The sequence below is a fragment of the Halobacillus sp. HZG1 genome, from assembly GCF_035818575.1.
Lineage (GTDB): Bacteria > Bacillota > Bacilli > Bacillales > Halobacillaceae > Halobacillus > Halobacillus litoralis.
On the sequence record NZ_JAYLVQ010000024.1, the window covers coordinates 13,122 to 37,741 of the forward strand.

The window sequence follows — 24,620 nt, forward strand, 5'->3', positions numbered from 1 at the left end:
AACCAACATACCAAAAGAGCTTACAGCCCAAATGGCGCTGTAAGCTCTTTTTTGATGCAACCTCAATTTTAGAAACGCTCCCGATTGTGGAAGACTCAGTTTCGAGATGTTTGTGTGATTCTAGGGGCTCCGGGAAAAGGTTCGCTTTCCATGGGGCGGTGAGCCTCCTCAGGCTACGCCTTCCGGGGTCTCACTTGTCCACACGTCCCATAGGAGTCTCACCGTTTCCCTCCGCCCCTTGACCTTATAAGTGTCTCGAAACTACTTCTAAAAGGGTCAGCTTGAATGGTTGAGGGAAGTGGATAATTCGAACACCTTTATTCATAATAAGGTTCCAAATCTTCTCCCATATGCGGGCGAATAGTGCGTTCGATCAAGCATTTGCGTATGCTAAACGTCAATGAGATAGAGTTTAAATCATTCACTTCTCATATCCATACAAGCTGATTTTTAAGTAGTGGTTTCGATAACCATACTTGGTTAAGGGGCGGAGGGGAATGGCGAGACTCCTGCGGGAAAAAAGTGCTTGGTGAGACCCCACAGGACGCAGTCCGAGGAGGCTCACCGCGCTCCCGCGGAAAGCGAGCTATTCCCCGCATCCCCCATCCACTCAACAAACGTCTCGAAACTGAGTATTCAAGAAACCTGCCATATTCTTTAATAAAGAAATAGTTAAGCTATAGGGGTTATGCAGTCAGGGCCTTCGTTTTTAGCTGAGTTGACGTAGTCGCTGACTTCATAGGCACGGAGGTCGTCCATAGTCAGTTGTTCAACAAAACCCTTGGCATCAGAAGGGGACCATTTCACTGGTTGAATCCACTGATCCTGCTTTTCTTCTGGAAGGATGACAGGCATCCGATTGTGAATCGGAGCCATAAACTCATTCGCATCCTGCGTGAGAATCGTGCAGGTATAAAGAGATTCATCTTCCCCTTCCCATTGATCCCACAAACCCGCAAAGGCGAATAGAGAGCGGTTTTCAGGTTGAATTCTAACGGGCTGCTTTCCTGTTTCAGCCTTTTTCCATTCATAAAAACTATCCGCTACGATCAAGCATCGCTTTTGACTCATCAACCTTTTGTAACTTGGCTTTTCATGAGCGGTTTCACTTCTGGCGTTAATCATTTTATAGCCAATTTTAGGGTCCTTGGACCACGAAGGGACGAGCCCCCATTTCATATAACCCGCGCGCTTTTGTTTACCATCATGAATCACCGCCAGAACCTTTTGACCTGGAGCGATGTTGTACCGGGGTTCATACCCATCCATCGGCCTTTCTATCCCGAACTCTTTCAAAATTTCCGCTTCTTCTGCTAACAGGGTGTATCTTCCGCACATACCATCACCTCCTTGTTGTGAAATCATGACCACGTGAAGCCAAAAATCGAAGAAACATCAAAACCCGAAACGCCGGTCAATCTTTTTTTGATATTGCTTGTAGGCTCCTGATTGATTCATTTTTCTCTTTTCCATCATCATGTCGAAGCGAAGCTTTTTCTCTTTCCATTCTTTTTTATAGTGTGCAGACAATTTAGGATCTTTAACCTTGGCCAGGAGGTCTTCAATTTCAACCATCTCTTTTTTCAAGATCATTTCTTCAGGAAGCATGTTGGCATTTTTCAAAATCCGGTAACTGTTTCTAAGTTCTGGAGGCAGATAGGCGAATTCATCTTTAGGTAGTGGTTTTCCTTTTCCTGGAAGGTTATCGAAATCCCCCTTTTTCATGGATTGCTTAATTTTTTCCTCAATCAAATGTCCATAATCCATCTTTCTGCCTCCTATCCTTTTTCCGCATAGGCTTTCATTGCATCAAATTCTTTCTTTTGGATGGGTTCATGAATCATCTCGATTTTACGTTGGTCCTTCGTTTTTTGAAGGTCTTGATAAACGATTTTGGAAAGGGTCAGCCCAACTCGACTTGCATCTTCGATAGATTGGGAGTAAATGACCTTTTTGAGATTAGAAAAGTACATGGCTGTTAGACACATCGCACATGGTTCTCCACTCGCATACATCGTACAATCACTCAAATCAATGGACCCTCTTGCTCGCTGGGCTTTCTTAATTGCTACCAATTCAGCATGAGCACTAACATCCGGACGTACATGCAGTTCATTCACACCTTCTGCGATAATTTCTCCGTCACAGACTAGGACTGCTCCAAAAGGGTGGCCTCCATCTTCAACATTGTCCAAAGCCAGTTGCAAGGCCCGTTCTGAAAAAGAATTCACGATCTCATCCTCCTCTCACTTTTGTAGACGCTTGCTCAGCGATTGCTTCAATCCATCGGCCAGGGGGGCAACAGATACAACCCTTCTAATTTTAGCTGTGTTATCTCGATCGTGGTAACGTACCTCGTTGACATCCTCCACTGTCACTCCATCAGGGTGAGACTCAATTAAGATCATGTAATCACCTTGAGCCACTTCTCCTTCCTGTAACACTCTCAGGTAAAATCCTGAGAACCCTTTTTCCATGACACGAGCTGGAAAATCGTCAATTCCATGGGTTCGGGCTATGATATAGCATGGTTTCCTCGGCTCAGATACTTGCAGGACTGCACCTCCGAGCTGAAAAACATCACCGATCCGGATCTGACGTTCATCAATCCCATCCACAGTCAAGTTCTCCCCAAAAGAAGGAAAAGTAAATTCTTGGTTGTAATGACTTTCCCAGTGCCTATAGTGCTGGGCGGGGTACAGACAAACAGCTTTATCACGGCCGCCATGGTTCTTTTTATCTGCTTGTTCGTCCCCGTCAAAGTTCAGATAAGTTAAATGCACAGGACCCTTGACAGGGGTTTTCCGATAAGCACTGTTCAACTCGCCTTTATCTGTTTCATAGGTTTCCGGACGACCCACATTCATAGATAAGAGTTTATACTTCACTTAAGGTCCCCTCTCTCCATTGCTTGATCCAGGCTGGGAGGTAATCATAACTCCACGCATCCATCGGATAATCAACAAAAACATCTTCACCATTCTCATAGAGCGCCTGTATTAACTCGTTGATACTTCCGAAATAAAATTGATAGAGAAACTCATAGCTGAATGGTTCTTTTGGCATGTGCTGATCGGCACAAACCTGTGGATCACTGTAGTTTAAATAGGTACGGCAAGGGATAGGCCTCACTTCATAAGCCATACATAATTGAGTTTCTGGATCCAGCATCGGGCAAGGCAGATTCAACCTTTTGTATTCTAACTTCGTTTCGGGTGCTTCAAAATCCATAGCCATAGCTTTTTGCAATTTGTCCTGTTGTTTTCCATAATAATTTTCCCAATGGGCATAGATCGCTTCTTTTCGCTCTTCTGAAAAGTGTTCGATGGAACGAAACAACATTTTCGCTTCCATTTTTGTGATAACAATTGGGAAGTAGCAGCAAAAAGCACACCCCATAAAACAGTTCGGTTTCATGGAGGTGAATTCCTCCATCCGCTCGATTTCGTGGTCGACTTCAGAGATAAGGCGTTGAAAACCACTTAATATTACGGTTTCTGTATCCTTTTCACTATCCAATAATTCATCGACAATCCCATCAAAAAAGGAAGGGGCGATTTCATACGATTGGTTTATTTTTTCACACCGCTTTATGATTTCTTCATGTTTCAAAAAACTCATAGAAAAACTCCTCTGTCTATCGTTAGTCCCATTATACATGGGGGATGACTTATGACACCACTTTCTCCCTGACCACGAATTTCCTGTTGTTGAACCCCCAAAAAACTCCTATGATATGAGAAGGTCTATAAATAGATTATTTCACCTTTGGAGGTACGTCTACATGTTATCAAACGCAGAAATCGGTATCGATCTTGGTACTGCTAATATATTGATCTATTCAAAATCAAAAGGAATTTTACTTAACGAACCGTCTGTTGTCGCCTATAACACTGAAACGAAAAGTGTTGTAGCAGTAGGAAAAGAAGCAAAAGAAATGGTTGGAAAGACCCCGAGAAACATCATCCCTGTCCGCCCGTTGAGGGATGGTGTCATCGCTGACTATGATATGACCGCACAAATGTTGAAAGAGCTTTTGAAAAAAGTATCCAAAAAATCCGGGATCTCCATGAGAAAACCGACCGTGGTTATATGCACACCTTCCGGCTCAACATCTGTTGAACGCCGCGCCATTCACAATGCAGTGAAAAGCTATGGCGCTAAAAACGTGCACTTGATTGAAGAACCAATTGCAGCTGCCATCGGCGCCGATCTTCCAGTCGATGAGCCTATAGCAAACGTAGTCGTAGATATTGGTGGCGGGACGAGCGAAGTAGCCATCATCTCCTTCGGTGGTGTCGTATCCTGCAAATCTATTCGCACAGGTGGAGACGTTATGGATGAGGAGATCATCCAGCATGTGCGTAAAGCTTACAATGTGTTAATTGGTGAGCGCACAGCCGAGCAAATCAAAATGGAAATCGGCTACGCACTGATCGATCATCCGGAAGTAACGATGGAAGTAAGAGGTCGTGACATGGTCACAGGTCTTCCAAAAACCATCGAACTAAAATCCACGGAAATTCAAGGAGCATTGAAAGAATCCCTTGACCAGCTGCTTGAAACCATTCGCGCAACCCTTGAGGATTGCCCACCGGAACTAAGCGGCGACATCGTCGACCACGGCGTTATTCTTACCGGAGGCGGATCCTTACTCAACGGCATGCAGGATTGGCTGTCCAATGAAATTTCCGTACCCGTACACATGGCCCCAAGCCCACTTGAATCCGTAGCCATCGGAACCGGCCGCAGCCTGAAAATGATTCAGAAACTGCAAAAAGCAAGTAAGTAAGATTGAAGTGCGGAAACGCCTTGGGAGCCCCGACAAGCATAAGACGAGGGGCGCAGTGAGGCGCTCTTCCCTCACGGAGGCCATCGACTTATGTCTCGAGGGGCTTGGCGTTGGAGCTGGACAACCGGAAGTGTGGAACCACCCCGGGAGACTCGACAAGCATAAGACAAGCGGCGCAGGGGAGCGATCTTCCTACACGGAGGCTCTCCGACTCATGTGTCCAAAACCAGTCAGTAAGAGCTCTCTAAACTAATGCGAAGAATCCATCCAATAGAAAATAAATAAAACAAAACCTCCGGAAATTCCGGAGGTTTTGTTTTATCTTCCCCCCTTGCTCATTTAGAAGAAAAATAAATCGAATTAAAAATTCGTCTAAAAAGAGAGGAAATGATAGCAACCTTGTCGAAATAACGCATAAAAGTAGAGATCAATAGGTACTTTTGGTAGAATGTTTCGAAGCAACCCAAGGAGTGGAAAGGTAGGAATAGAGGTCTATTCCCCCACTCTTATACTTCACACAACAGAACACACAATAAGGAGCAGATTCTCAATGAAACTATCTACTTTACTCAAGTGGCTGACAGGTGGATGTGAAGCATTTCTGGCAATTCCTATAGCAGGTGGCGCATTCATATTCAGTAATGCCTGGCTTCCGCTTTTGTTCATGTTTGTTTTCCACTTGATCACCCTCGTAGTCGCAGCTAGAGACAAGCGTTCCTACGCAGGAAATATTCTCGGTATGATCACAAGCGCAATTGGAGCGATCCCTTTTATTGGATGGGTTATGCACACAGTGACAGCCATCGTTCTTTTGATTGAGGCTGGACGGTCCACAAGCTTGGATAATAAATCCTGATTACCTACATCACAAGGGGGAATAGCGATGTTTACAGTCATATGTCTTTTTCGAGTAAAACTAAAAGATCTGGATGAATTCGTGGAATTGAGTAGAAAATCTGGTGATCTCTTAAAATCTCATGGAGCTCTCGACCATAATATTTATTTTTCCAATAAATTGACCGGCAGCCAGGGGTCCATGGGATTTTTGAATGTTGTTGATGTTGAGGAAGATGAAGAACTCGTACTCGGTCAATCTATATTCCATAGTGAAGATCATTACCATGAGATCATGAGAAAAGCTGGATTCGATGATATTATCCAATATTTAGATGACCATATCAAAGATGTTGTGGAAACGACCAGAATTATTACTTCAAGCTTTTCAACAGAGCGCAGCAAGGAGTTAGAAGCATAAATCCCCAGGAGGTGTCGGATTATGAAAATTGTAGTTTTAGGTGCAGGTGCCTTAGGTGCCTATTTTGGTGCACGCTGGCAGGAAGCTGGTCATGAAGTCATTAACCTCGTCCGCGAAGGAAGAGCCGAGCAGATTGAGAAAAACGGATTGAAGCTACATAGCGAAATGGGGGACTACCTAGTTCCAGATCCTGTAATTGCAAGGAGTCCACAGGAAATTGAAAACCCTGATCTTGTTTTTCTTGCCGTCAAAGGTTATCACCTTCACGGGACATTGGATTGGCTTAAAGCTTTGGTAAATAAAGGAGCAAAAGTTTATCCCGTTTTAAATGGCATGGAACATATCAGTATTCTTCAAAAAGAATTGGGAGAAGAAGCTGTCATAGGCGGACTTTCCTATATCATCGCAACCCTTGATGAGGCTGGGCATGTTGTTCATACGAGCCCTTTCCATGATCTCGTATTCGGACCGCTCCACACCTCTCAGCAGGCCATCTGTGAAGAGCTTGCGCTCGCGTGTAACCAGGCAAATTTAAATGGAACATTAAGCACGAATATTTTAGAGGACATGTGGAAGAAATACATGTTCATTACCGCGTTTTCCGGAATTACCACAGCGGTTAATCAACCTATTGGCGTTGTACAAAGTTACCCTCAAACGATTCGAATTGCCGAGCGAATTCTCGAGGAGATGAAAGACCTTGCAAACGCCCACCGCATTGGTCTGACAGATACACAAGTGCAGCAGGCATTTGAACGTTTACGTGGATTGGATCCTGAAATGACGTCATCGATGCATCAGGATCGCCGAAAAGGGCTTCCTCTGGAAGTTGAACATCTACACGGTGGAGCTCTACGCCTTGGCAGTGAGGTCGGTTTGAGTATGCCTTATATCGAAACCATCCATGCCATGATTAAACCTTATGAAGAGTATCAACAATGATAAAAAGGGGGCTCCTAACTCAGGAGCCCCCTTCTTCCATCTATTCTTCATCTGCGTACTCATCCACTTCCGGGCGTTTTCCTCTTTTCAACTCCCTGATTGATAATCCGAAATCCATTTGCAAATGGGGATAATCCTTAAAGTTTTCCCAGTCGCCTCCCCACTCAAAACCAAGGCCTTTAGCGGTTTCTACAATTTCAAGCCAATCGGACCGTCCGTTTCCATTCCCATCGTATTCTGTATCCCATATAACACGGCCATCTTCATGTTCCAGCGCAAAATCGATAGCCAGGCCGTAATTATGATAGGACTCCCCACCCCTCGCATAAGTGACGATTTGCCCATCAGAAGAACGCCCTTGTTCATAGAGCTTGTCCTGTCTTTGAACGGAACGGTGACCTTCCGTAATGACCATGTTAATTCCTGCTCCCTGTACCTTTTCGACTAGTTGATTTTTACGCTTTTCTACCGTCGGGTGAAGGTTTGTAGGGAGCGGGACATCTTTTTTATAAAAAACACCTTGAGGAAGTTCTTTTTCTATTTGTGGAACTAAAAAGAAAATAACCAGAGCAACCACACCAGCAAAAAAGATAACGTTCATCAAGTTCGTTAAAATGCGCACTTCCGCTTCCCTTCCATTCATTTAATGATTAATATGAGAATACCATACGGAGCTGGATAGAGAAATGAATAACTTCCTTTTCATAGTTTCGTATAGTATATTGACAGAAACATCCAATTTGGAGGGAGCCTTATGAAATCTGTCTACTTATTACTATCAAACACAGGTACCATCACAAACCAGGCGATTAAAGCATTCACCCAAGCACCCTATAACCACGCCTCTCTATCTTTAGACAAGAATATGAAACGTTTATATAGTTTCGGAAGACGCCGACCGACGAACCCTTTCTGGGGTGGTTTCGTTCAGGAAGATCTTGTTGAAGGAACATTCAGTTGGTATCCTTACGCGACTTGTGCGGTTTATGAACTAAAAATGACAAGAAGAAAATACCAAAAGCTGGAGCGTCTTCTTAAAGCGTTCGCTAAAAACTATAAAACTTACTTTTACAATTACTTAGGTCTTTTAGGGGTACCGACAAACCAGCCCATTCATGTGAAATCCAGTTACTTTTGCTCCCAATTCGTGGCTGAAGTTCTTAAGCGATCAGGTTCCTCTCTTTTCTCTAAAACGAGCGCTCTTGTCACTCCAGAAGATTTCCGCGACCACCAAGACTTTCAGTTGATTTATGAGGGCCCTCTTTATGAATATCCCCATCTTTATTCAAGACCATATTATCACCCGAAAAAATACAAGTCCTTCCCTTTTCGAAGATACATGAAACAACAGGTAAAGTCCGAGGTACTTGGAATACACGAAGAAAATGGGGAACTCTACCAGTTCAGGGATGGCTTCATCAAACCTAAGAAAATCTTAATCTCAAGGAAATGGTATAGAATCAGAAAGATCCTAAACTTACCAAAGTTTCTATAACTTCCACAATAGCTCCCTTTTCTTGAAGACTCAGTTTCGAGATGATTGTAAGGTTCTAGGGGCTCCGGGAAAAGGTTCGCTTTCCATGGGGCGGGCGGTGAGCCTCCTCAGGCTATGCCTTCCGGGGTCTCACCTGTCCCACACGTCCCATAGGAGTCTCACCGTTTCCCTCCGCCCCTTGACCTTATAAGTGTCTCGAAACCACTTCTAAAAGGGTCAGCTTGAATGGTTGAGGGAAGTGGATGATTCGAACACCTGTATTCATAAATAATTTTCCAAATCTTATCTCCTATGCGGGCATATAGTGCGTTCGATCAAGCATTTGCTTATGCTAAACGTCAACGAGGTAGAGTTTAAATCATTCACTTCTCATATCCATACAAGCTGATTTTTAAGTAGTGGTTTCGAGAACCATACTTGGTTAAGGGGCGAAGGGGAATGGCTCTCGAAGCTGAGTCTTCAACAATCTTGCCATATTCTTTAGTAAGGCAAATGATTATCTTTCTTTAGATTGGAGGAGGAACAGGAAAGCAAGGAGAGAAGCTGGGATGTTGTCGCGGATGTTCCATTCGACCAAGTAACCAGGCATCTTTTCGAAACGCTCGGCCGCTTCGCGGGGGATGGCCCCTCTTTTAATGACAGCCCATACCCTTCCTTCATGATCCTTGATTTTATAATGTCCGATGAAGTCATCGCCTTCTGCACTCCAGCGGCATTGGTCCATTTCTATATAACGAGTGATGCGCTGGCCTGTCCCTTTATTTTTTGTTTGCTTCGTATAAGCGACATACCCTCCATCTTTGCGTTGGATATATCCTCTCCACTGAAAACCACCCTTCTTTTCTATCTGGTAGAGCGATTGACCACGCTGATTTTTAAATGTGTACACAGCTGGTCTTAACTGGTCATAGGAAAACATGGCTGTAAACATCGTTAAAATTTTATGTTTCCACTGGATCTTTTCTTGGATTTCACCGTAACTTTCACCTTCCATATCAAATAATCCAGCTTGGAAGGATTTGAGTGCTTTTTGCCCCATATACATACGCGCAGGTACTCTTGTTAATAAGTCCTGTGTACGATCCGATTCAAAATCCAATACGGTTTTGGATTTTTGAAGATCGGCATAACCGCCTTTTAAAAGCGCAGCTCCCGTGATGGCAAAAATCGCTGCATAAACGACAGAAATAATAAAACTACTCGGATTAACGGTGACCATCCCAAGGATAAAAACAATGGATATGAATGAAAGAAGGGTTCCCGTCCATAGTTGCCTTCTTGCATCTTGGTAAATCATGTTCTGAACAAGCGACATCTTAGATCCTCCTTAAAAAAAGAAGCTTTACTATAAGTACGGATGAGAACGGTGAAAGTTACAAAAATATGTAAAAAAAGACTCCTCCGTGAAGGAGAAGTCTTTTTGATTTATACGTATTCAATAGGTGTGACAGCTTCTTCTAATAATTGATCAAGCTCTTCCGTGTATTCTTGCTTTTGCTGTTCACTGTAATTCAAGGCTTTCGCCATATAATTGATGACAGATGTTTTATGATCACGTACCCATTGAATGTTAAAGAATAAGGCTGCTGTTCGGCGAATAAAGAAATCCACAGGCTTGTACGTCATTTCGTCTTCTAATGCATACACGAGCTGGGCAAAGACCACGGGGTCCACCCCTTCTTGTGCTGCTTCTTCTTTACGGTCCTTGAAGTTGTTGAAAACTTTGTCGACATTTGAACCATAGAGCTGGATCAATTTTTCTGCGTCTTCTTTCGTCACTCCCAGAGATTCACCGATTTGAACGCGCTCATCTTTATATTTCTTGAACCCTTTGGAACCTCCGACATCGCCACCAGAGATCGGCATGTTTTTCGTTTCAGAGTCTGAATAACGAATGCCCTGCTCTTCCATCAACTGATCACGAACAAGATCGACGGCCGTTTGAGCCATTTTACGATATCCTGTAAGTTTTCCACCAGCCATGGAAATCAACCCAGAGTCTGAAACGAAGATTTCGTCCTTCCGAGAAATCTCAGACGGATCTTTCCCTTCTTCGTGGACCAGTGGACGCAGTCCTGCCCAGCTTGATTCTACATCGTCTGCTGTGACATCAACTGTTGGGAACATCGTCTTCATCGCATCAAGAATATAATTACGATCATCTTCCGTCATTGTGGGATGAGCGATTTCCTGATCATACGTCGTATCTGTCGTACCGACATAAGTTTTGCCGTCACGTGGAATGGCGAAGATCATTCGACCGTCCGGACTATCGAAATAGATCGCCTGTCTTAAAGGAAAGACCGATTGATCGAAAACAAGGTGGACGCCTTTCGTGAGCTGCAGGGTTTTCCCTTTTTTAGAGCCATCGATTTCACGCAATTCATCGACCCACGGCCCACCAGCATTGATAATTTTTTTCGCTTTGACATGATACTGCTCACCTGAAACGGTATCTTCTACTTTCGCTCCAACCATAGATCCATTGTCATCGTAAATGAAGTCTACGACCCTTGCGTAGTTCGTAGAACATGCACCGAACTCTACGGCTTTTTTCATCACTTCAAGTGTAAGACGCGCGTCATCGGTTTTATATTCTACATAGTACCCTGCGCCTTTCAATCCTTCTTTTTTCACAAGTGGTTCACGTTCAAGGGCTTCTTCTGCGCTCATCATCGTTCGACGCTCCGATTTTTTCACGCCGGCAAGGTAGTCATATACGCGAAGTCCGACATTTGTAGAAAACGGTCCAAAGTTTCCGCCTTCATGGAATGGTAGCATCATCCATTCAGGTGTCGTCACATGGGGGCCATTTTCATAAACGATTTCTCTTTCTTTCCCTACCTCGGCGACCATTTTCACTTCGAACTGTTTTAAGTATCTTAAACCGCCGTGCACCAATTTTGTGGAACGACTGGACGTACCCGCTGCATAATCCTGCATTTCGACGACTGCTGTTTTCATGCCACGGCTCGCAGCATCGAGAGCGATTCCAGAACCTGTGATTCCTCCACCTATAACGAGGACATCCCATTCTTCCTGAGTTAAACGGTTAAACTGATCTTGTCTTTCGTAACTAGAAAATGATTGCATACTATCTCTCCTTCTTCCGTTGTCTTCAAATTCATGGTCTGATACGGGTATTCCCTTTTTCAGCAAAGAATATGTGTCGGATTGCTCATCGAGTGCCCATTCAAAACATAAAAAAAAGAGACCACGAAAACACTTATGCGGATTGCATAAAGCTTCGTGGTCTCTCCGTATCTCCGACCGTTATCATTAACTTATAGCTTCATTATATCAGAGAGGGAGATGTTTTCAAGGAATTATTCTTCTTGTTTGAACACCCTTGTTGCTTCCACAGCTTTTTGCCAGCCTTTGTATAGTTTCTTACTTTTCTCTTCATTCATACTCGGCTCGAACTCTCTTTCTACTTTCCATTGGTTGGCAATATCTTTGCGGTCCTCCCAGAACCCTACAGCAAGACCGGCAAGGTAAGCCGCACCAAGAGCTGTCGTTTCATTGACCTCCGGACGCTCGACCGTCACATCAAGCAGATCACTTTGGAACTGCATTAACAAATTGTTTTTAACTGCCCCTCCGTCAACACGAAGTTTTTTCACTTCAATGCCTGAATCTTCAACCATCGCATCCACGACATCCTTCGTCTGATACGCAAGAGATTCAAGCGTTGCTCGTACAAAGTGTGCTTTCGTCGTGCCACGTGTAATACCGAAGACAGCTCCTCGTGCTTCGCTGTCCCAATAAGGTGTACCAAGACCAACAAAGGCAGGAACAACATAAACGCCGTCCGTGGATTTCACCTGACCGGCAATCTCTTCACTCTGCGGGGAGGATTCTACCATTTTCAAGCCGTCACGAAGCCATTGAATGGCTGAACCGGACACGAAAATGCTTCCTTCCAGCGCGTATTCTACTTTTCCATCTAGCCCCCAGGCAATCGTTGTTAACAGACCATTTTCGGATTTGACTGCTTCTTCTCCAGTATTCAACAACATGAAGCCACCAGTTCCGTAGGTGTTCTTGCCCATCCCTTTTTCGAAACATGCTTGTCCGAATAGAGCCGCCTGTTGATCTCCGGCAATCCCGGCAATTGGGACTTCTTTTCCATAAAAATGATAATCTACAGTATTCGCATAGACCTCTGAGGAAGGTTTCACTTCCGGCAGCATACTCTTCGGTACACCTAAGATGTCAAGGAGTTCATCATCCCATTTCAAGTCGTGGATGTTGTACATCAATGTACGAGAAGCATTGGAATAGTCAGTCACATGCGTTTTTTGTCCAGAAAGCTTGTAAACAAGCCACGTATCAATCGTTCCAAACATGAGGTCACCGTTTTCGGCTTTTTCTCTCGCTCCGTCAACATTGTCTAAAATCCATTTCACCTTCGTTCCGGCAAAGTATGGATCAAGCAGGAGACCTGTTTTGTCCCGGAATGTTTCTTCCAATCCTTGTTTTTTCAACTCATTACAGATGCTTTGCGTTTGACGAGACTGCCAGACAATCGCTTTATAAATCGGTTTGCCCGTGTTTTTGTCCCAAACGACTGTAGTTTCACGTTGGTTAGTGATACCAATACCGGCAACCTGACTCGCTTCGATATCGGATTTTCTTAGAACATCCGCAATACAAGCTAGGACAGATGTCCAAATTTCGTTTGCATCATGCTCTACCCAGCCCGGCTTTGGAAAATGCTGTTCGAATTCTTTTTGAGCGGTTTCTACGATCTGTCCTTCGTGATTGAACAAAATCGCTCTTGAACTTGTTGTACCCTGATCGATTGATAAAATGTACTGTTTCATGATTCCACTCCTTTTTCAGATTGATGCACTTTTTTCAGCTCCACACGCATGGAGGAAAGTAAAATAAGTAAAATGATAATGGTGCCAACCCAGAACCAGCCGTTCGCATTTGCTTGGAATATGGCCTGATAAAACAATCCGCCATACACACCACCGATGATTGGACCAAGAACAGGGATCCAGGAATATCCCCAATCCGATCCCCCTTTTCCTGGAATCGGTAAGATAGCATGAGCCAGTCGAGGGCCCAAATCACGGGCTGGATTGATTGCATACCCTGTTGTCGCACCGAGAGACATCCCGATGGCTACAATCAGCAAACCAACAATAAGAGGGTTTAACCCCTGTGTGAAATCATTGGCTCCAATAAACAAGATGCCCATCACTAAAACGAATGTTCCAATGATCTCACTGACAAGGTTTGAAATCGGGCTGCGGATGGCAGGGTCTGTACAAAAAATCGACTTGATCGCCAACTGATCTTCTGTATCCTTCCAGTGAGGAAGGTAGTGAAAGAAGACAATGACAGCTCCCATGAATGCACCCGCCATCTGGGCGGTAATATACATCGGGACTTTGCTCCAGGGGAAATCTCCGACCGTTGCCAGTCCAAGTGTAACGGCAGGGTTGATATGAGCCCCTGTTACTCTCCCTACAGCGTAAACGCCCATGGCTACAGCAAGTCCCCAGGCGATGGTAATCAGCACCCAGTTTCCTTCTGCTTTTGTTGCTTTTAAATTTGCACCTGCGATGACGCCTCCCCCGAAAATGATGAGGATCATGGTGCCTATCAGCTCACCCATGAATTCAGTCATGCTGTGATCTCCTTTCTGTGTACCACGATTGACGTACAAAAAACCACACAACATTAGTATGATCTAATTATTGTGTGGATCGTCAGCCTCTTCACGAAAGGTGTTATGTATTCTCGCTGTTAAAACGCCATAGTTCAGAACGTGAAGTAGAGACTGCAGAAGCACCCGAAGCAAGCGCTTGACCCACTTCTTCCTTAGAACGAATCAAGCCTCCTGCAATGACAGGAATGCCGATATGCTCCTTGATCTCTTTTATCATTCCCGGTAAGACCCCTGGTAAAACTTCAACAAAATCGGGAGCCGTTTTACGGATGATCTTCACATTATGTTCAATCGCCTGACTGTCTATTAAAAACAACCGCTGCACAGAAATAAGATGATACTTTTTTGCCTGCTGAATGACATGAGCTCTCGTAGAAATGACCCCATCCGGCTTCACTTCCTGCCCTATGTATTCCATGCCATAATCATCCGCTTTCAAACCTTGAATCAAGTCTACATGCACAAAAACTTTTTTTCCAGCTTTCTGCCCGATTTTGACAAGTTTTCGTAAAAGACCCAACCGGCTTTCCAAAAGGATGATATAATCGGTTTCACTCTCCAACAAAGCTTCAAATTCTTTGATTTTCTTTACTGCAGGCAGAACTGACTGTGTCAACGTCATTTTTCTCCCCCGTTCTGTGTCCGTTCTTCCATCTGTTCTTTCGTATAGATGAGTTGCATCGGGTTTCCTCCGACGAAAGCACCTGCGGGCACATCTTTATGCACCAGCGTACCGGCAGAAACAACGGCGCGGTCGCCGATGGTGACACCAGGAAGAATCGTCGTATTCGCTCCAATCAAAACTTCATCCCCGATCACAACATTACCGAGGCGGTACTCTTCAATCAAATATTCATGAGCAAGAATTGTGGTGTTGTAACCAATGACCGAATTCCGCCCGACCATAATTTTTTCAGGAAACATAATATCGACCATAACCATCAAGGCAAAAGCCGTTTGATCCCCGACCTTCATATGGAGAAAAGTCCGGTACAACCAATTTTTCATAGAAAGAAAAGGGGTGTACCGGGCCATTTGTATAATGATGAAGTTTTTGACCACTTTGAAAAACGGGACCGTCTTATAAATGTGCCAAAGTGAATTGGCTCCTTTGACTGGATAGCGTTCCGTTTTCCTCATAGAGTCATCCTCCTGTGATTTTTAATAGATCGCGCATATTATCAAGCATGTAATCAGGATTCAAGTCATCGAGTACTTTTCTCCCTTTAACCGTCCAGGCGACCCCGGCCGTTTTCGTTCCGGCATTCTGCCCTGCTTCAATATCATGCGTATTGTCTCCGACCATCATCGCTTCCGATGCCTGCGAATCCAATTGGTTTAAAGCCTTCACAATCGGCTCCGGATGAGGTTTCGCATTCGTCACATCATCCAATGTAATGATTGTTTCGAATAATCCGTCCAAGTTTGTCAGTTCAAGTCCCATATGAACGGTATTCCTCATTTTGGTTGTCACAATACCTAATTTGTAACCTTGATCCTTCAGCGTCTCAATCGTTTCCACAACGCCCTCGTAGGCTTTCACGTAACGATTATGGTTTTCAATGTTATGTTTGCGATAGGTCTCGACCATTTCTTCCACTTTGTCAGGGTTTACTTTGTGCAGGCTCTCCCGTAAAGGCGGGCCGATAAAGTCGAGAATTTCTTCACGGTCATAAGAGCGATCAGAATATTGTTCAATCGTATGGGTAAAGGAAGCGATGATCAATTCGTTGGTATCGATCAATGTTCCATCTAAATCAAAGAGAATGGTACGTATGCTCATTGGATGGGTCCTTTCTTTTCTGTTGTAGTCTGTTCCAAACGAAGCCGACGGCAGCGGTTAACACAATCGCCGTCAATAGACGGATCAAAAGCAGCGGCCATACAGGAATACCGAGCGGAATGAAAATCAGTGTATCCTCAACGACCGCGTGACAGGAAACAAGAAAGAGAATGGCTAAGTACATATCTTTTTTTGAAACGCCGTCCTCTTCCACAGCCTGAATCATTAAGCCGGCACCGTAAGCGAGCCCGATCGTCAGTCCTGCAACCAGGGTCATCGATGTGTTGCGTTCCATCCCAAGAAATCTAGTCGCAGGAGCGACCCAGCCAGAAAAGCGGTCAAGCCAGCCTCTTTCACGTAGATACTGCATGAAAATCATTAAAGGAATGACAATCAACGCCAGCTGCACAATTCCCATGAAGGCGGTCTGTACGCCTTGGAAAATAATCTCTGACCATCCATTCGGATCGACTGTCTTCTCGGGAGCAAATCCATATTTCGCCGTTTCTCCTCCGCCTTTCCAAAAAACATTAATGATGGCGGCGGAAACCAAAGCGAGACTTAAGCGGACGCCAGCTACAAACCACCAGCTCACGCCTACCCTTTTAGCCACCGTCGATTCAATCAATAAGTTATGGGAAAAGGAAAGCATCACGGCAAGGATGAACACTTCTTTTACCGTAAACTGAAAAGAGATGATGGCCGCAATGCCCGCGTAAAGATTTAGAAAGTTACCTAAAACAAGAGGAACAGCAGCTTCACCGGAAAGTCCAAGCCACCCCATCAAAGGTTCCAACTTTTCCATAACCCAAGGGAGAACCGGCGTATACTGAAGGATTGTTACAATTAACGTTACGGGAAAAATGACTTTTCCGAGCGTCCACGTCAACTCCAGTCCCTTTTTACTTCCACGTTTTAGAATCCCTTTCATGCTACCTGCTCCCTTATTTTACTTTCTTTCCGTTATAATATTTATTCGCCATGCCATTCTTTCTCCGGTAAATGATCGCAATAACCGCCCCAATGACAAGCACGATGGAGATAAATTGCGCTGTACGAATCTCACCGAATAGATAAAGGCTGTCTGTTCTCATGCCCTCAACAAAGAAACGTCCGACAGAATACCAGATGACATAACTTAAGAACACTTCTCCACGACGTGGATTAAATTTGTGGCGCAACACTAACAGCAAAACAAATCCGATGATGTTCCACACAGATTCATATAAGAATGTCGGATGATAGACTGTACCATCGATGCACATTTGCTGGTTGATGAACCCGGGCAAATACTGCATAAAGTTATTATAAAATGATTCGGATACCGGGCCGCCGTGGGCTTCCTGGTTCATAAAGTTTCCCCAGCGTCCAATCGCCTGTCCGAGAATAATACTCGGCGCAGCTATATCCGCCATCATCCAGAAGGACAATCCTTTAATTTTCGTATAAATATAGGCAGTCAGCACGGAACCAATCAGTGCCCCGTGAATGGCGATTCCGCCTTCCCACACGGCAAAAACTTTCCACCATGGTCCACCAACGTAACGATCCCATTCGAAAATGACATAATAAATCCTAGCACACACGATGGCTGCCGGAATTGCAAATACAACGATATCGACCATATAGTCTTTTTTCAAACCGAGACGTTCTGTCTCACGTGTAGCAATCCAAAGCCCCAGAAAAGCTCCTGTGGCAATAATCAAGCCATACCAGTAAATCGAAAGCGGACCTAATTGGAGGAAGACCGGGTTCAACGGTTCAGGTGTACATGTCATCAGCGGTTCCCTCCTTTATTCTTGCGTTTGGTCTTGATCGATGACTTTTGTCAGACGCTCTGAAAATTCTTCAGCAGCATTGACGCCCATGCGTTTCAAACGGAAGTTCATCGCAGCCACTTCAATAATGACGGCAAGGTTACGACCAGGACGAACAGGAATCGTTGCTTTCGGAACTTGAACATCCATGATCTTCATCGTTTCTTCTTCCAAACCAAGACGGTCGTATTGTTTGTTCTTTTCCCACAATTCAAGGTTGATGACGAGTGTGATCCGTTTATAGCTTCGAACAGCACCCGCACCGAACAATGTCATCACATTGATAATGCCCAGTCCACGAATTTCCAACAGGTGCTCAATCAACGGAGGGCTGTTTCCGATTAATGTATCATAATCCTCTTGTCGAATCTCCACACTATCATCAGCCACAAGACGATGCCCGCGCTTCACAAGCTCTAAGGCTGTCTCACTTTTACCGACACCACTTTGACCGGTGATCAACACACCAATTCCGTAAATGTCGACAAGCACACCATGGATGGCCGTAAACGGAGCAAACTTGGATTCCAAATAATTCGTCAGGCGACTAATCACTCTCGTCGTTTTATATGGGGACAACATAAGTGGAACGCCCGCCTCATTGGCTGCTTCACTAAGTTCATCAGGGATATCCATTCCCCGGGTAATAACAATTCCAGGTGTCACATCTGTACAAAGCTTTTCCGCTCGCTCTCTTCTTTGTTCTTTTGCCAGTTCATTAAAGTAAGAGAGTTCTGTCTTACCGAGCAGCTGTAGGCGATCTTTCGGATAAAACTTGAAATACCCTGTCATTTCTACGCCAGGACGAGAAATATCACTCATATGTATTTCACGGTGGACGCCGTCAGCACCGGCAACGAGTTCAAGTGCAAATTGTTCTAACAAATCTTGTGTACGGACCTTGCTCATTGTCCATCAACCTCCTCTTTCATCAATCACTGTCCCCTATTGTAGCATGTTTTCAATAAATCTTGGATAGGGAGGTTTGTTAGCAGTTTTTCCCTTGAGCCAATCACTCTACCAGCACTTGCATATTATCCTACCTGGCAGGATTTGTGGAAGACTCAGTATCGAGATGTTTTCGGGGTTCGTTATGCTATTGGGCGTCAGGGGTGGCAGGGAAGCTACTCGCTTCCCTGTGGGGGAATGGTGAGACTCCTGCGGGGAAAAGTGCTTGGTGAGACCCCACAGGACGTAGTCCGAGAAGACTCACCGCGCTCCGCGGAAAGCGAGTCATTCCCCGCAGCCCCATACACTCAACAGAAATCTCGAAACTGAGTCTTCAAGAATAGGGAGCGTTAGTGAGGTAAGGGATACAATAAAAATACCGTATGAGAAAACTCATACGGTAAAGGGGGGGTTATTTTTTCATATCCTTGATTAAGCTGTTCAACACAAGGTTGATCAGAGATATGATTATAGCGGCGATGATGGTCATACCGAAGCCGTCAATTTCAAAAGTACTGCCCAGGAGTGCATCGGTCAGCCACAAGGTAATGGCGTTGATGATGAACAGGAATAGACCGAGCGATAAAATCGTAATCGGTAAAGTGAGGATTACTAAGACCGGCCTCACGATGGCATTGAGTATCGATAAAATGAGTGCCGCCAGCAATGCGCCTCCCACCCCGTCAATGATTACGGAATCAAAGAGTGCTCCAACCGCAATAATGGCGATGGCGTTGACAACGATATGGATCAACCAATTCTTCATAGTTTCATCCTGCCTTTCATGTGTCGTTCGTTTTTCAAAGTTTCACAGGAGATTGTACAGTAACTGCGCCTGTCTTCGTCTCCGCTTCTATATGATATGCTTCTTCGAATTGTTCGTACGCTTCGAATTCCAACATTTTGTTGGCAACATCATTTCGGTCTTTCAAAATTTTATAATTATCCAACTCACATTTAATTTGACCGAATTTCGTTCTCAGGACGCCATCCACTTTCTTTTCTGTTGGTAGAGATACTTGTATTCTGCCAGTTGTTGTTTTGTAAAAGCCTGTGTGCGCTTTCGTACCTTTGTGATCGACCGTTATAGCGCTGCTGACTGAAGAAGCATCCGCTTTTCCAATATCTCCTGAAAGTGTAATGGCTCCATTGATCGTATCTGTTTCGCACTCATCAAAAGTGCCTTCCTGCAGGTGGACCTCTCCGTTGCCGGTCTGTATTTTACATGTCATTCCAGAGAGCTGCTTCGCTTGGACGGCTCCATTTGACGTTTTCATCTGGAAGTGATCACTCTTGATATTCTCAAAATCCAAATGACCATTCGTTAATTGTGATTTGATAAATTCATATTTTTTATTCGGAATGTATAAATCTACATTCATTTTTATCTTTTTCGAAGGGCTGGCTATGCGAAGGAGACCATTTTTAATCTCCACCTGGGTTTCATCATGAAATCTTTTCCTCGCCTCTTCCTCTGTTTCCACTTGATAGACTTTGACTTGATAAGAAGCTTTCACATCTTCCTGGTCCCAGGTATGGACTTTTAAAGAGCCGTTGGATATAGAAAGGTCGGCATCATGAAAAGTCTCATTAGGAAGAACCGTATCATCACTGAATTCAACGTATTCTCCAAAAGTTAAATCGAAATCTGCATTTTTAATTTTCTCCATGGCGTCATCCAGGAAATTTCTAATTCCATACTTCGAAGATTTCTCGCGCTGCTCTGATTCCTTCGAAGAAGGTTCTTCTACAGCTTCTAATAATTTCGCACCTTCTTCTGCGGAAATAGTGCCTTTTTCAATCATTTGTAGAATTTTCATACGTTCTTCGTTCATAAGATCAGCTCCTTTTTATCTCTTACGTTTTTCCCTATTGAAAGGGTTCAAAAACTAAAAAACACCTGAGAAAACTTGGTTCGTTTCTCAGGTGTCCGGTCTCATTGGAAGTTATACTTGTAAAATCGTTCTGTTTTCAACCGCTCTAATTGCTCAGCCGTCTGATCATTATTTTCAATCAAGCTCATCATCCCATCAGCCTGAGAGAGGTGGGCTTTGATAGCCGCCAATTTCCTTTCCCAGTAAGGGCGTACATCTGTGATGATCTCCGGCTTTCCTAAATCTTGTTCGGAATCATTGGAAATCGCATGCATCCACACTTGCGGACGTTTCTCCTCCGAAATGTTTGTAACAGCCTCAATCACTGCTGCTCCGAGCGCATCATGATCCGGATGAACAGCATATCCAGGATAATGCGTAATAATAATGGTAGCTCCTAATGATTCGATACGTTCCTGCAAATGCTCAGCCACTTGCTGCCTAGGCTCAAATTCCAATGTTTTATCCCTATAGCCAAGCATTTCAACGTCTATATCCAACTGTTTCGCTGCTTCAGCCAACTCCTTTTTTCGAAAAGAAGAGAGCGTCTCACGATTAGCGAATACAGGATTCCCCATGTTTCGGCCCATCTCCCCAAGCGTACCGCACAGGTAAGTTACCGGTACGCCTTCGTCACGGAACTTAGATATCGTTCCGGAGGCTCCGAACGATTCATCATCCGGATGCGGGAAGATGACCACCACTTTTTCATTACTCATCAGGATCCGCCTCATGTGAAAAAGGGGTCTCGCTGATTTCAAGAGCAACCATTAAACGGCCTTCACGGTCATGACCGGCCATGAGCAGTCGATCCTTCTCATCCACTTCGAAATCTGTCAAACCTTCGGCATAAACCCAGCCCAAGTCAAGTTTCAGACCTACACGGTAGGACCCTCCCGTGCTGACAATTTTCCCGTGTTGGTAAGTGACTTGTGCGTTTCGGATGAAAGCTCCTACGTTGTAGGCATTTTCATCGAAGTGACTTGCATAAGCCCCGTTTGTCGTTTCTAAGTGTACATAAACTTCTTTATTCGCTAGTTGGTCAATTTTTTCTTGAACAACTTTTTGTTGAATGGCATCCACTCGTATTCCTCCCGTCAAACGATTCTTGTTTAACGATACTCAATTTAGAGACAAGCGTCAAAACATCTACTTGTTCCCTACGGTTTCACGCGCGTTCATTTTCTTATCCATCCGCGCTCTGTCGCGTTCAAGAACCGGTTTTAAATAGCGTCCCGTGTAAGAGATCTCCTGCTCTGATACATGTTCCGGAGTGCCGCTTGCAATAATGCGTCCTCCGTTTTCTCCACCTTCTGGTCCGAGATCAATGATATGATCGGCTTCTTTAATGACATCAAGATTATGCTCAATGATCAAGACCGAATCCCCATTGTCTACAAGTCGTTGCAACACTTTCAATAACCTTGATATGTCATCGACATGAAGGCCGGTTGTCGGCTCGTCCAAAATGTAAAAGGACTTTCCATTCGAGCGGCGGTGAAGTTCACTTGCGAGCTTCACACGCTGGGCCTCTCCTCCCGACAAAGTAGTGGCGGGCTGGCCGAGTTTGATATATTCCAGGCCTACATCAGCGACCGTTTGCAGCTTGCGTTTAATCTTAGGAATGTTAGCAAAGAAATCAAGCGCTTCTTCAATCGTCATTCCCAAAACATCGGCAATGCTCTTGCCTTTATACTTCACTTCCAGTGTTTCACGGTTATATCTTTTCCCATCACAGACTTCACAAGGGACATAAACGTCTGGGAGGAAGTGCATTTCAATCTTGATGATTCCATCCCCACGGCAGGCTTCACATCGTCCACCTTTTACGTTGAAGCTGAACCGGCCTTTTTTATATCCTCTGATTTTCGCTTCGTTCGTTTGCGCGAATACGTCACGGATATCATCAAACACACCCGTATAGGTAGCCGGGTTGGAACGTGGAGTACGGCCGATCGGAGATTGATCGATATCAATCACTTTATCCAGATGTTCCATACCTTCAATCGTCTGATGCTTTCCTGGTTTTTGCTTGCCATTGTGAAGCTTCATAGAAAGGGACTTGTACAGTATCTCGTTAATAAGTGTACTTTTACCGGAACCAGAAACTCCTGTTACGGCAGTGAACACTCCAAGCGGGATTTCTGCATCCACTTTTTTAAGGTTGTTCTCTTCTGCTCCTTTAATTCGCAGGAAGCGGTCATCGGCCTTCCGACGTTCCGCTGGAAGAGGAATGAACTTTTTGCCTGAAAGATATTGACCTGTCAAAGATTTACGACTTTTCATAACCTGTTTAGGAGTTCCCTGAGTGACTATATCTCCCCCGTGAGCCCCGGCTCCCGGGCCGATGTCAATCAAATAATCCGCTGCCAGCATCGTATCTTCATCATGCTCGACGACAATCAACGTATTATCAAGATCGCGCATCCGCTTCAGTGTATTGATTAATCGGTCATTGTCCCGCTGGTGAAGACCGATGGAAGGCTCATCGAGTACATATAAAACGCCGGTAAGGGCTGAACCGATTTGAGTGGCCAGACGAATACGCTGAGCCTCACCACCGGATAGGGTCCCTGCCGAACGAGAAAGGGTTAAATAATCAAGCCCCACATTCGCGAGGAAGCTGAGGCGTTCACAGATTTCTTTCAGAATCATCCGGGCAATCGTTTCTTCTTTCTCCGTCAACTCAAGAGCTTCGAAGAACTCTTTCGCTTCAGTCACAGAATAATCAGTCGTGATCCCGATATGCTTTCCATCGATTAAGACCGCGAGCGCTTCTTCATTCAGACGATTTCCTTTACATTTTGGACACGGCTTTTGAGCCATGTATTTCTCCATCTGTTCACGGATATAATCCGAGCTCGTTTCACGGTATCGACGAGCAATATTCGGAATGACACCCTCGAAGAAAATATCGTTCTCACGTACTTTTCCGAAGTCATTTTCATAGCGGAAGTAGATTTTATCTTCCCCGCTGCCATAAAGTACTTTTTCTTTATGCTCTTCAGGCAGGTCACGGAATGGTTTATCCATATCAATGCCGTAATGATCGGAAACACTTTTCAGAAGCTGTGGATAGTATTGAGAACTTTGTGGCTCCCATGCAGCAATCGCATGCTCATTCAAAGAGCGGCCCCAATCCGGGATAACCAGGTCAATGTCCACTTCAAGCTGTGTTCCTAAACCGTCACAACGGTTACAAGCTCCATACGGAGAGTTGAATGAAAACATTCTTGGCTCTAATTCACTGACAGAGAACCCACAGATTGGACATGCATGGTGTTCACTGAACATCAGCTCTTCTTCTCCGATTACATCCACAATTGTATGGCCGCCGCCAAGTTTAAGCGCTGTTTCAATAGAGTCAGATAGTCGGCCTTCCACACCATCTTTCACGACGATTCGGTCGATGACGACCTCAATCGAGTGCTTTTTATTTTTTTCGAGATTTATTTCCTCGGAAATTTCGCGCATTTCCCCGTCAACACGAAGGCGGATATAACCTTCCTTTTGGAGCTGCTCAAAGACTTTGGCATGTTCACCTTTCCTACCAGAAACCACAGGGGCAAGGATTTGGAGTTTCGTCCTTTCTGGATACTCCATCACCCGGTCAACCATTTGCTGAACCGTTTGTGAACTGATTTCCACGCCATGCTTCGGACAGGTCGGGCGACCGATACGGGCGAACAACAAGCGCAGGTAGTCATAGATTTCTGTTACCGTACCTACGGTTGAACGGGGGTTTCGACTCGTTGTTTTTTGATCGATCGAGATTGCCGGGGACAAGCCTTCGATGGAATCCACATCGGGCTTGTCCATTTGGCCTAAAAATTGTCGGGCATAGGCACTTAGTGATTCAACGTACCGTCTTTGTCCTTCCGCATAAATCGTATCGAAGGCCAAAGAAGACTTCCCCGAACCGGACAAACCGGTCATGACGACCAGTTTGTTTTTCGGGATGTCGATATCGATATTTTTCAAGTTGTGAGCACGTGCTCCTCTAATACTGATATGTTTGCTGACCATACTCT

General features: G+C 44.7%; 26 protein-coding genes. 5 read left to right on the plus strand and 21 right to left on the minus strand.

Going from position 1 to position 24,620, the window contains the following annotated elements:
• Positions 1-672: 672 nt before the first annotated feature.
• The 5 genes from VKA52_RS03140 to VKA52_RS03160 are packed head-to-tail and all read right to left on the minus strand — an operon-like array spanning position 673 to position 3,621.
• Positions 673-1,338: an SOS response-associated peptidase gene (locus VKA52_RS03140; RefSeq protein WP_160914268.1), complete on the minus strand. Its 666-nt coding sequence runs from the start codon at positions 1,336-1,338 to the stop codon at positions 673-675.
• A gap of 57 nt (positions 1,339-1,395) precedes the next feature.
• Positions 1,396-1,767 carry a J-domain-containing protein gene (locus tag VKA52_RS03145; RefSeq protein WP_160914266.1) on the minus strand — a complete coding sequence of 124 codons (372 nt, stop codon included), beginning with the start codon at positions 1,765-1,767 and terminating at the stop codon, positions 1,396-1,398.
• Positions 1,768-1,778: 11 nt separating this feature from the next.
• Positions 1,779-2,231, minus strand: a complete 453-nt coding sequence (locus tag VKA52_RS03150) for a nucleoside deaminase (protein WP_326314150.1) — start codon at positions 2,229-2,231, stop codon at positions 1,779-1,781.
• Positions 2,232-2,246: 15 nt separating this feature from the next.
• Positions 2,247-2,867: an MOSC domain-containing protein gene (locus VKA52_RS03155; protein ID WP_202412478.1), complete on the minus strand. Its 621-nt coding sequence runs from the start codon at positions 2,865-2,867 to the stop codon at positions 2,247-2,249.
• 10 nt (positions 2,868-2,877) lie between these two features.
• Positions 2,878-3,621: a YkgJ family cysteine cluster protein gene (locus tag VKA52_RS03160; protein WP_326314151.1), complete on the minus strand. Its 744-nt coding sequence runs from the start codon at positions 3,619-3,621 to the stop codon at positions 2,878-2,880.
• A gap of 163 nt (positions 3,622-3,784) precedes the next feature.
• Between VKA52_RS03160 and mreBH the strand changes: the two genes are divergently transcribed.
• The 4 genes from mreBH (at position 3,785) to VKA52_RS03180 (ending at position 6,989) form a co-directional block, all read left to right on the plus strand.
• Positions 3,785-4,792: a rod-share determining protein MreBH gene (mreBH, locus tag VKA52_RS03165; RefSeq protein WP_160914258.1), complete on the plus strand. Its 1,008-nt coding sequence runs from the start codon at positions 3,785-3,787 to the stop codon at positions 4,790-4,792.
• Between the two features lie 550 nt (positions 4,793-5,342).
• Positions 5,343-5,648 (plus strand): hypothetical protein, encoded by a 306-nt coding sequence (locus tag VKA52_RS03170; protein ID WP_326314152.1) that lies wholly within the window; start codon positions 5,343-5,345, stop codon positions 5,646-5,648.
• 27 nt (positions 5,649-5,675) lie between these two features.
• A complete protein-coding gene (locus VKA52_RS03175; protein WP_206947912.1) occupies positions 5,676-6,047 on the plus strand; it encodes a DUF1428 family protein in 372 nt (123 codons plus the stop codon).
• A 21-nt stretch (positions 6,048-6,068) separates the two neighbouring features.
• The gene (locus VKA52_RS03180) at positions 6,069-6,989 is read left to right on the plus strand and encodes a ketopantoate reductase family protein (protein WP_326314153.1); all 921 of its coding nucleotides are present in this window, start codon (positions 6,069-6,071) and stop codon (positions 6,987-6,989) included.
• Between the two features lie 40 nt (positions 6,990-7,029).
• Here the strand turns inward: VKA52_RS03180 and VKA52_RS03185 are convergent, their stop codons facing one another.
• Positions 7,030-7,590, minus strand: a complete 561-nt coding sequence (locus tag VKA52_RS03185; protein WP_326314154.1) for a M15 family metallopeptidase — start codon at positions 7,588-7,590, stop codon at positions 7,030-7,032.
• A gap of 153 nt (positions 7,591-7,743) precedes the next feature.
• Here VKA52_RS03185 and VKA52_RS03190 point away from each other — a divergent pair, with 153 nt between their 5' ends.
• Positions 7,744-8,484 carry a hypothetical protein gene (locus tag VKA52_RS03190; protein ID WP_326314155.1) on the plus strand — a complete coding sequence of 247 codons (741 nt, stop codon included), beginning with the start codon at positions 7,744-7,746 and terminating at the stop codon, positions 8,482-8,484.
• 496 nt (positions 8,485-8,980) lie between these two features.
• Here the strand turns inward: VKA52_RS03190 and VKA52_RS03195 are convergent, their stop codons facing one another.
• From VKA52_RS03195 to uvrA, 15 genes are all read right to left on the minus strand, one after another.
• Positions 8,981-9,799: a hypothetical protein gene (locus VKA52_RS03195; RefSeq protein WP_326314156.1), complete on the minus strand. Its 819-nt coding sequence runs from the start codon at positions 9,797-9,799 to the stop codon at positions 8,981-8,983.
• A 110-nt stretch (positions 9,800-9,909) separates the two neighbouring features.
• Entirely contained in the window at positions 9,910-11,577 is a 1,668-nt protein-coding gene (locus VKA52_RS03200) for a glycerol-3-phosphate dehydrogenase/oxidase (protein WP_326314157.1), read from the minus strand.
• Between the two features lie 233 nt (positions 11,578-11,810).
• Entirely contained in the window at positions 11,811-13,310 is a 1,500-nt protein-coding gene (gene glpK / locus VKA52_RS03205; protein ID WP_206948007.1) for a glycerol kinase GlpK, read from the minus strand.
• The gene (locus VKA52_RS03210) at positions 13,307-14,125 is read right to left on the minus strand and encodes an MIP/aquaporin family protein (RefSeq protein ID WP_206948008.1); all 819 of its coding nucleotides are present in this window, start codon (positions 14,123-14,125) and stop codon (positions 13,307-13,309) included. The genes glpK and VKA52_RS03210 overlap by 4 nt, the downstream gene beginning before the upstream one ends.
• Positions 14,126-14,228: 103 nt before the next feature.
• A complete protein-coding gene (locus VKA52_RS03215; protein WP_326314158.1) occupies positions 14,229-14,789 on the minus strand; it encodes a glycerol-3-phosphate responsive antiterminator in 561 nt (186 codons plus the stop codon).
• Positions 14,786-15,307 (minus strand): acyltransferase, encoded by a 522-nt coding sequence (locus VKA52_RS03220; RefSeq protein WP_326314159.1) that lies wholly within the window; start codon positions 15,305-15,307, stop codon positions 14,786-14,788. Before VKA52_RS03220 ends, VKA52_RS03215 begins: the two co-directional genes overlap by 4 nt.
• A 4-nt stretch (positions 15,308-15,311) precedes the next feature.
• On the minus strand, positions 15,312-15,950 hold the full coding sequence (gene ppaX / locus VKA52_RS03225) for a pyrophosphatase PpaX (protein WP_160911497.1): 639 nt from the start codon (positions 15,948-15,950) through the stop codon (positions 15,312-15,314).
• On the minus strand, positions 15,925-16,881 hold the full coding sequence (locus VKA52_RS03230) for a nucleoside recognition domain-containing protein (RefSeq protein ID WP_160911495.1): 957 nt from the start codon (positions 16,879-16,881) through the stop codon (positions 15,925-15,927). The genes ppaX and VKA52_RS03230 overlap by 26 nt, the downstream gene beginning before the upstream one ends.
• A gap of 13 nt (positions 16,882-16,894) precedes the next feature.
• Entirely contained in the window at positions 16,895-17,728 is an 834-nt protein-coding gene (gene lgt / locus VKA52_RS03235; RefSeq protein WP_160911493.1) for a prolipoprotein diacylglyceryl transferase, read from the minus strand.
• A gap of 15 nt (positions 17,729-17,743) precedes the next feature.
• The gene (gene hprK / locus VKA52_RS03240) at positions 17,744-18,676 is read right to left on the minus strand and encodes an HPr(Ser) kinase/phosphatase (RefSeq protein WP_160911491.1); all 933 of its coding nucleotides are present in this window, start codon (positions 18,674-18,676) and stop codon (positions 17,744-17,746) included.
• A 451-nt stretch (positions 18,677-19,127) separates the two neighbouring features.
• Positions 19,128-19,481 (minus strand): phage holin family protein, encoded by a 354-nt coding sequence (locus tag VKA52_RS03245; RefSeq protein WP_326314163.1) that lies wholly within the window; start codon positions 19,479-19,481, stop codon positions 19,128-19,130.
• 34 nt (positions 19,482-19,515) lie between these two features.
• Complete coding sequence (locus VKA52_RS03250) at positions 19,516-20,550, minus strand: DUF4097 family beta strand repeat-containing protein (RefSeq protein ID WP_160911487.1); 1,035 nt, start codon at positions 20,548-20,550, stop codon at positions 19,516-19,518.
• A gap of 101 nt (positions 20,551-20,651) precedes the next feature.
• Positions 20,652-21,308, minus strand: a complete 657-nt coding sequence (bshB2, locus tag VKA52_RS03255; RefSeq protein ID WP_326314164.1) for a bacillithiol biosynthesis deacetylase BshB2 — start codon at positions 21,306-21,308, stop codon at positions 20,652-20,654.
• Positions 21,301-21,672 (minus strand): YojF family protein, encoded by a 372-nt coding sequence (locus VKA52_RS03260; RefSeq protein WP_160911483.1) that lies wholly within the window; start codon positions 21,670-21,672, stop codon positions 21,301-21,303. Before VKA52_RS03260 ends, bshB2 begins: the two co-directional genes overlap by 8 nt.
• Positions 21,673-21,738: 66 nt before the next feature.
• Positions 21,739-24,615 (minus strand): excinuclease ABC subunit UvrA, encoded by a 2,877-nt coding sequence (gene uvrA, locus VKA52_RS03265; protein ID WP_206948016.1) that lies wholly within the window; start codon positions 24,613-24,615, stop codon positions 21,739-21,741.
• Positions 24,616-24,620: the final 5 nt, after the last annotated feature.

Bases quoted from the DNA above. Each gene is read 5' to 3' on its own strand.
- VKA52_RS03215 (WP_326314158.1), bottom strand. From the start codon at position 14,789: ATGACGTTGACACAGTCAGTTCTGCCTGCAGTAAAGAAAATCAAAGAA.
- VKA52_RS03145 (WP_160914266.1), bottom strand. From the start codon at position 1,767: ATGGATTATGGACATTTGATTGAGGAAAAAATTAAGCAATCCATGAAA.
- hprK (WP_160911491.1), bottom strand. From the start codon at position 18,676: ATGAGCAAGGTCCGTACACAAGATTTGTTAGAACAATTTGCACTTGAA.
- VKA52_RS03195 (WP_326314156.1), bottom strand. From the start codon at position 9,799: ATGTCGCTTGTTCAGAACATGATTTACCAAGATGCAAGAAGGCAACTA.
- uvrA (WP_206948016.1), bottom strand. From the start codon at position 24,615: ATGGTCAGCAAACATATCAGTATTAGAGGAGCACGTGCTCACAACTTG.
- VKA52_RS03250 (WP_160911487.1), bottom strand. From the start codon at position 20,550: ATGAACGAAGAACGTATGAAAATTCTACAAATGATTGAAAAAGGCACT.
- VKA52_RS03140 (WP_160914268.1), bottom strand. From the start codon at position 1,338: ATGTGCGGAAGATACACCCTGTTAGCAGAAGAAGCGGAAATTTTGAAA.
- VKA52_RS03160 (WP_326314151.1), bottom strand. From the start codon at position 3,621: ATGAGTTTTTTGAAACATGAAGAAATCATAAAGCGGTGTGAAAAAATA.
- VKA52_RS03220 (WP_326314159.1), bottom strand. From the start codon at position 15,307: ATGAGGAAAACGGAACGCTATCCAGTCAAAGGAGCCAATTCACTTTGG.
- VKA52_RS03185 (WP_326314154.1), bottom strand. From the start codon at position 7,590: ATGAACGTTATCTTTTTTGCTGGTGTGGTTGCTCTGGTTATTTTCTTT.
- VKA52_RS03200 (WP_326314157.1), bottom strand. From the start codon at position 11,577: ATGCAATCATTTTCTAGTTACGAAAGACAAGATCAGTTTAACCGTTTA.
- bshB2 (WP_326314164.1), bottom strand. From the start codon at position 21,308: ATGAGTAATGAAAAAGTGGTGGTCATCTTCCCGCATCCGGATGATGAA.
- VKA52_RS03180 (WP_326314153.1), top strand. From the start codon at position 6,069: ATGAAAATTGTAGTTTTAGGTGCAGGTGCCTTAGGTGCCTATTTTGGT.
- VKA52_RS03175 (WP_206947912.1), top strand. From the start codon at position 5,676: ATGTTTACAGTCATATGTCTTTTTCGAGTAAAACTAAAAGATCTGGAT.
- VKA52_RS03245 (WP_326314163.1), bottom strand. From the start codon at position 19,481: ATGAAGAATTGGTTGATCCATATCGTTGTCAACGCCATCGCCATTATT.
- glpK (WP_206948007.1), bottom strand. From the start codon at position 13,310: ATGAAACAGTACATTTTATCAATCGATCAGGGTACAACAAGTTCAAGA.
- VKA52_RS03190 (WP_326314155.1), top strand. From the start codon at position 7,744: ATGAAATCTGTCTACTTATTACTATCAAACACAGGTACCATCACAAAC.
- VKA52_RS03230 (WP_160911495.1), bottom strand. From the start codon at position 16,881: ATGAAAGGGATTCTAAAACGTGGAAGTAAAAAGGGACTGGAGTTGACG.
- VKA52_RS03210 (WP_206948008.1), bottom strand. From the start codon at position 14,125: ATGACTGAATTCATGGGTGAGCTGATAGGCACCATGATCCTCATCATT.
- VKA52_RS03155 (WP_202412478.1), bottom strand. From the start codon at position 2,867: ATGAATGTGGGTCGTCCGGAAACCTATGAAACAGATAAAGGCGAGTTG.
- VKA52_RS03170 (WP_326314152.1), top strand. From the start codon at position 5,343: ATGAAACTATCTACTTTACTCAAGTGGCTGACAGGTGGATGTGAAGCA.
- mreBH (WP_160914258.1), top strand. From the start codon at position 3,785: ATGTTATCAAACGCAGAAATCGGTATCGATCTTGGTACTGCTAATATA.
- ppaX (WP_160911497.1), bottom strand. From the start codon at position 15,950: ATGAGCATACGTACCATTCTCTTTGATTTAGATGGAACATTGATCGAT.
- lgt (WP_160911493.1), bottom strand. From the start codon at position 17,728: ATGACATGTACACCTGAACCGTTGAACCCGGTCTTCCTCCAATTAGGT.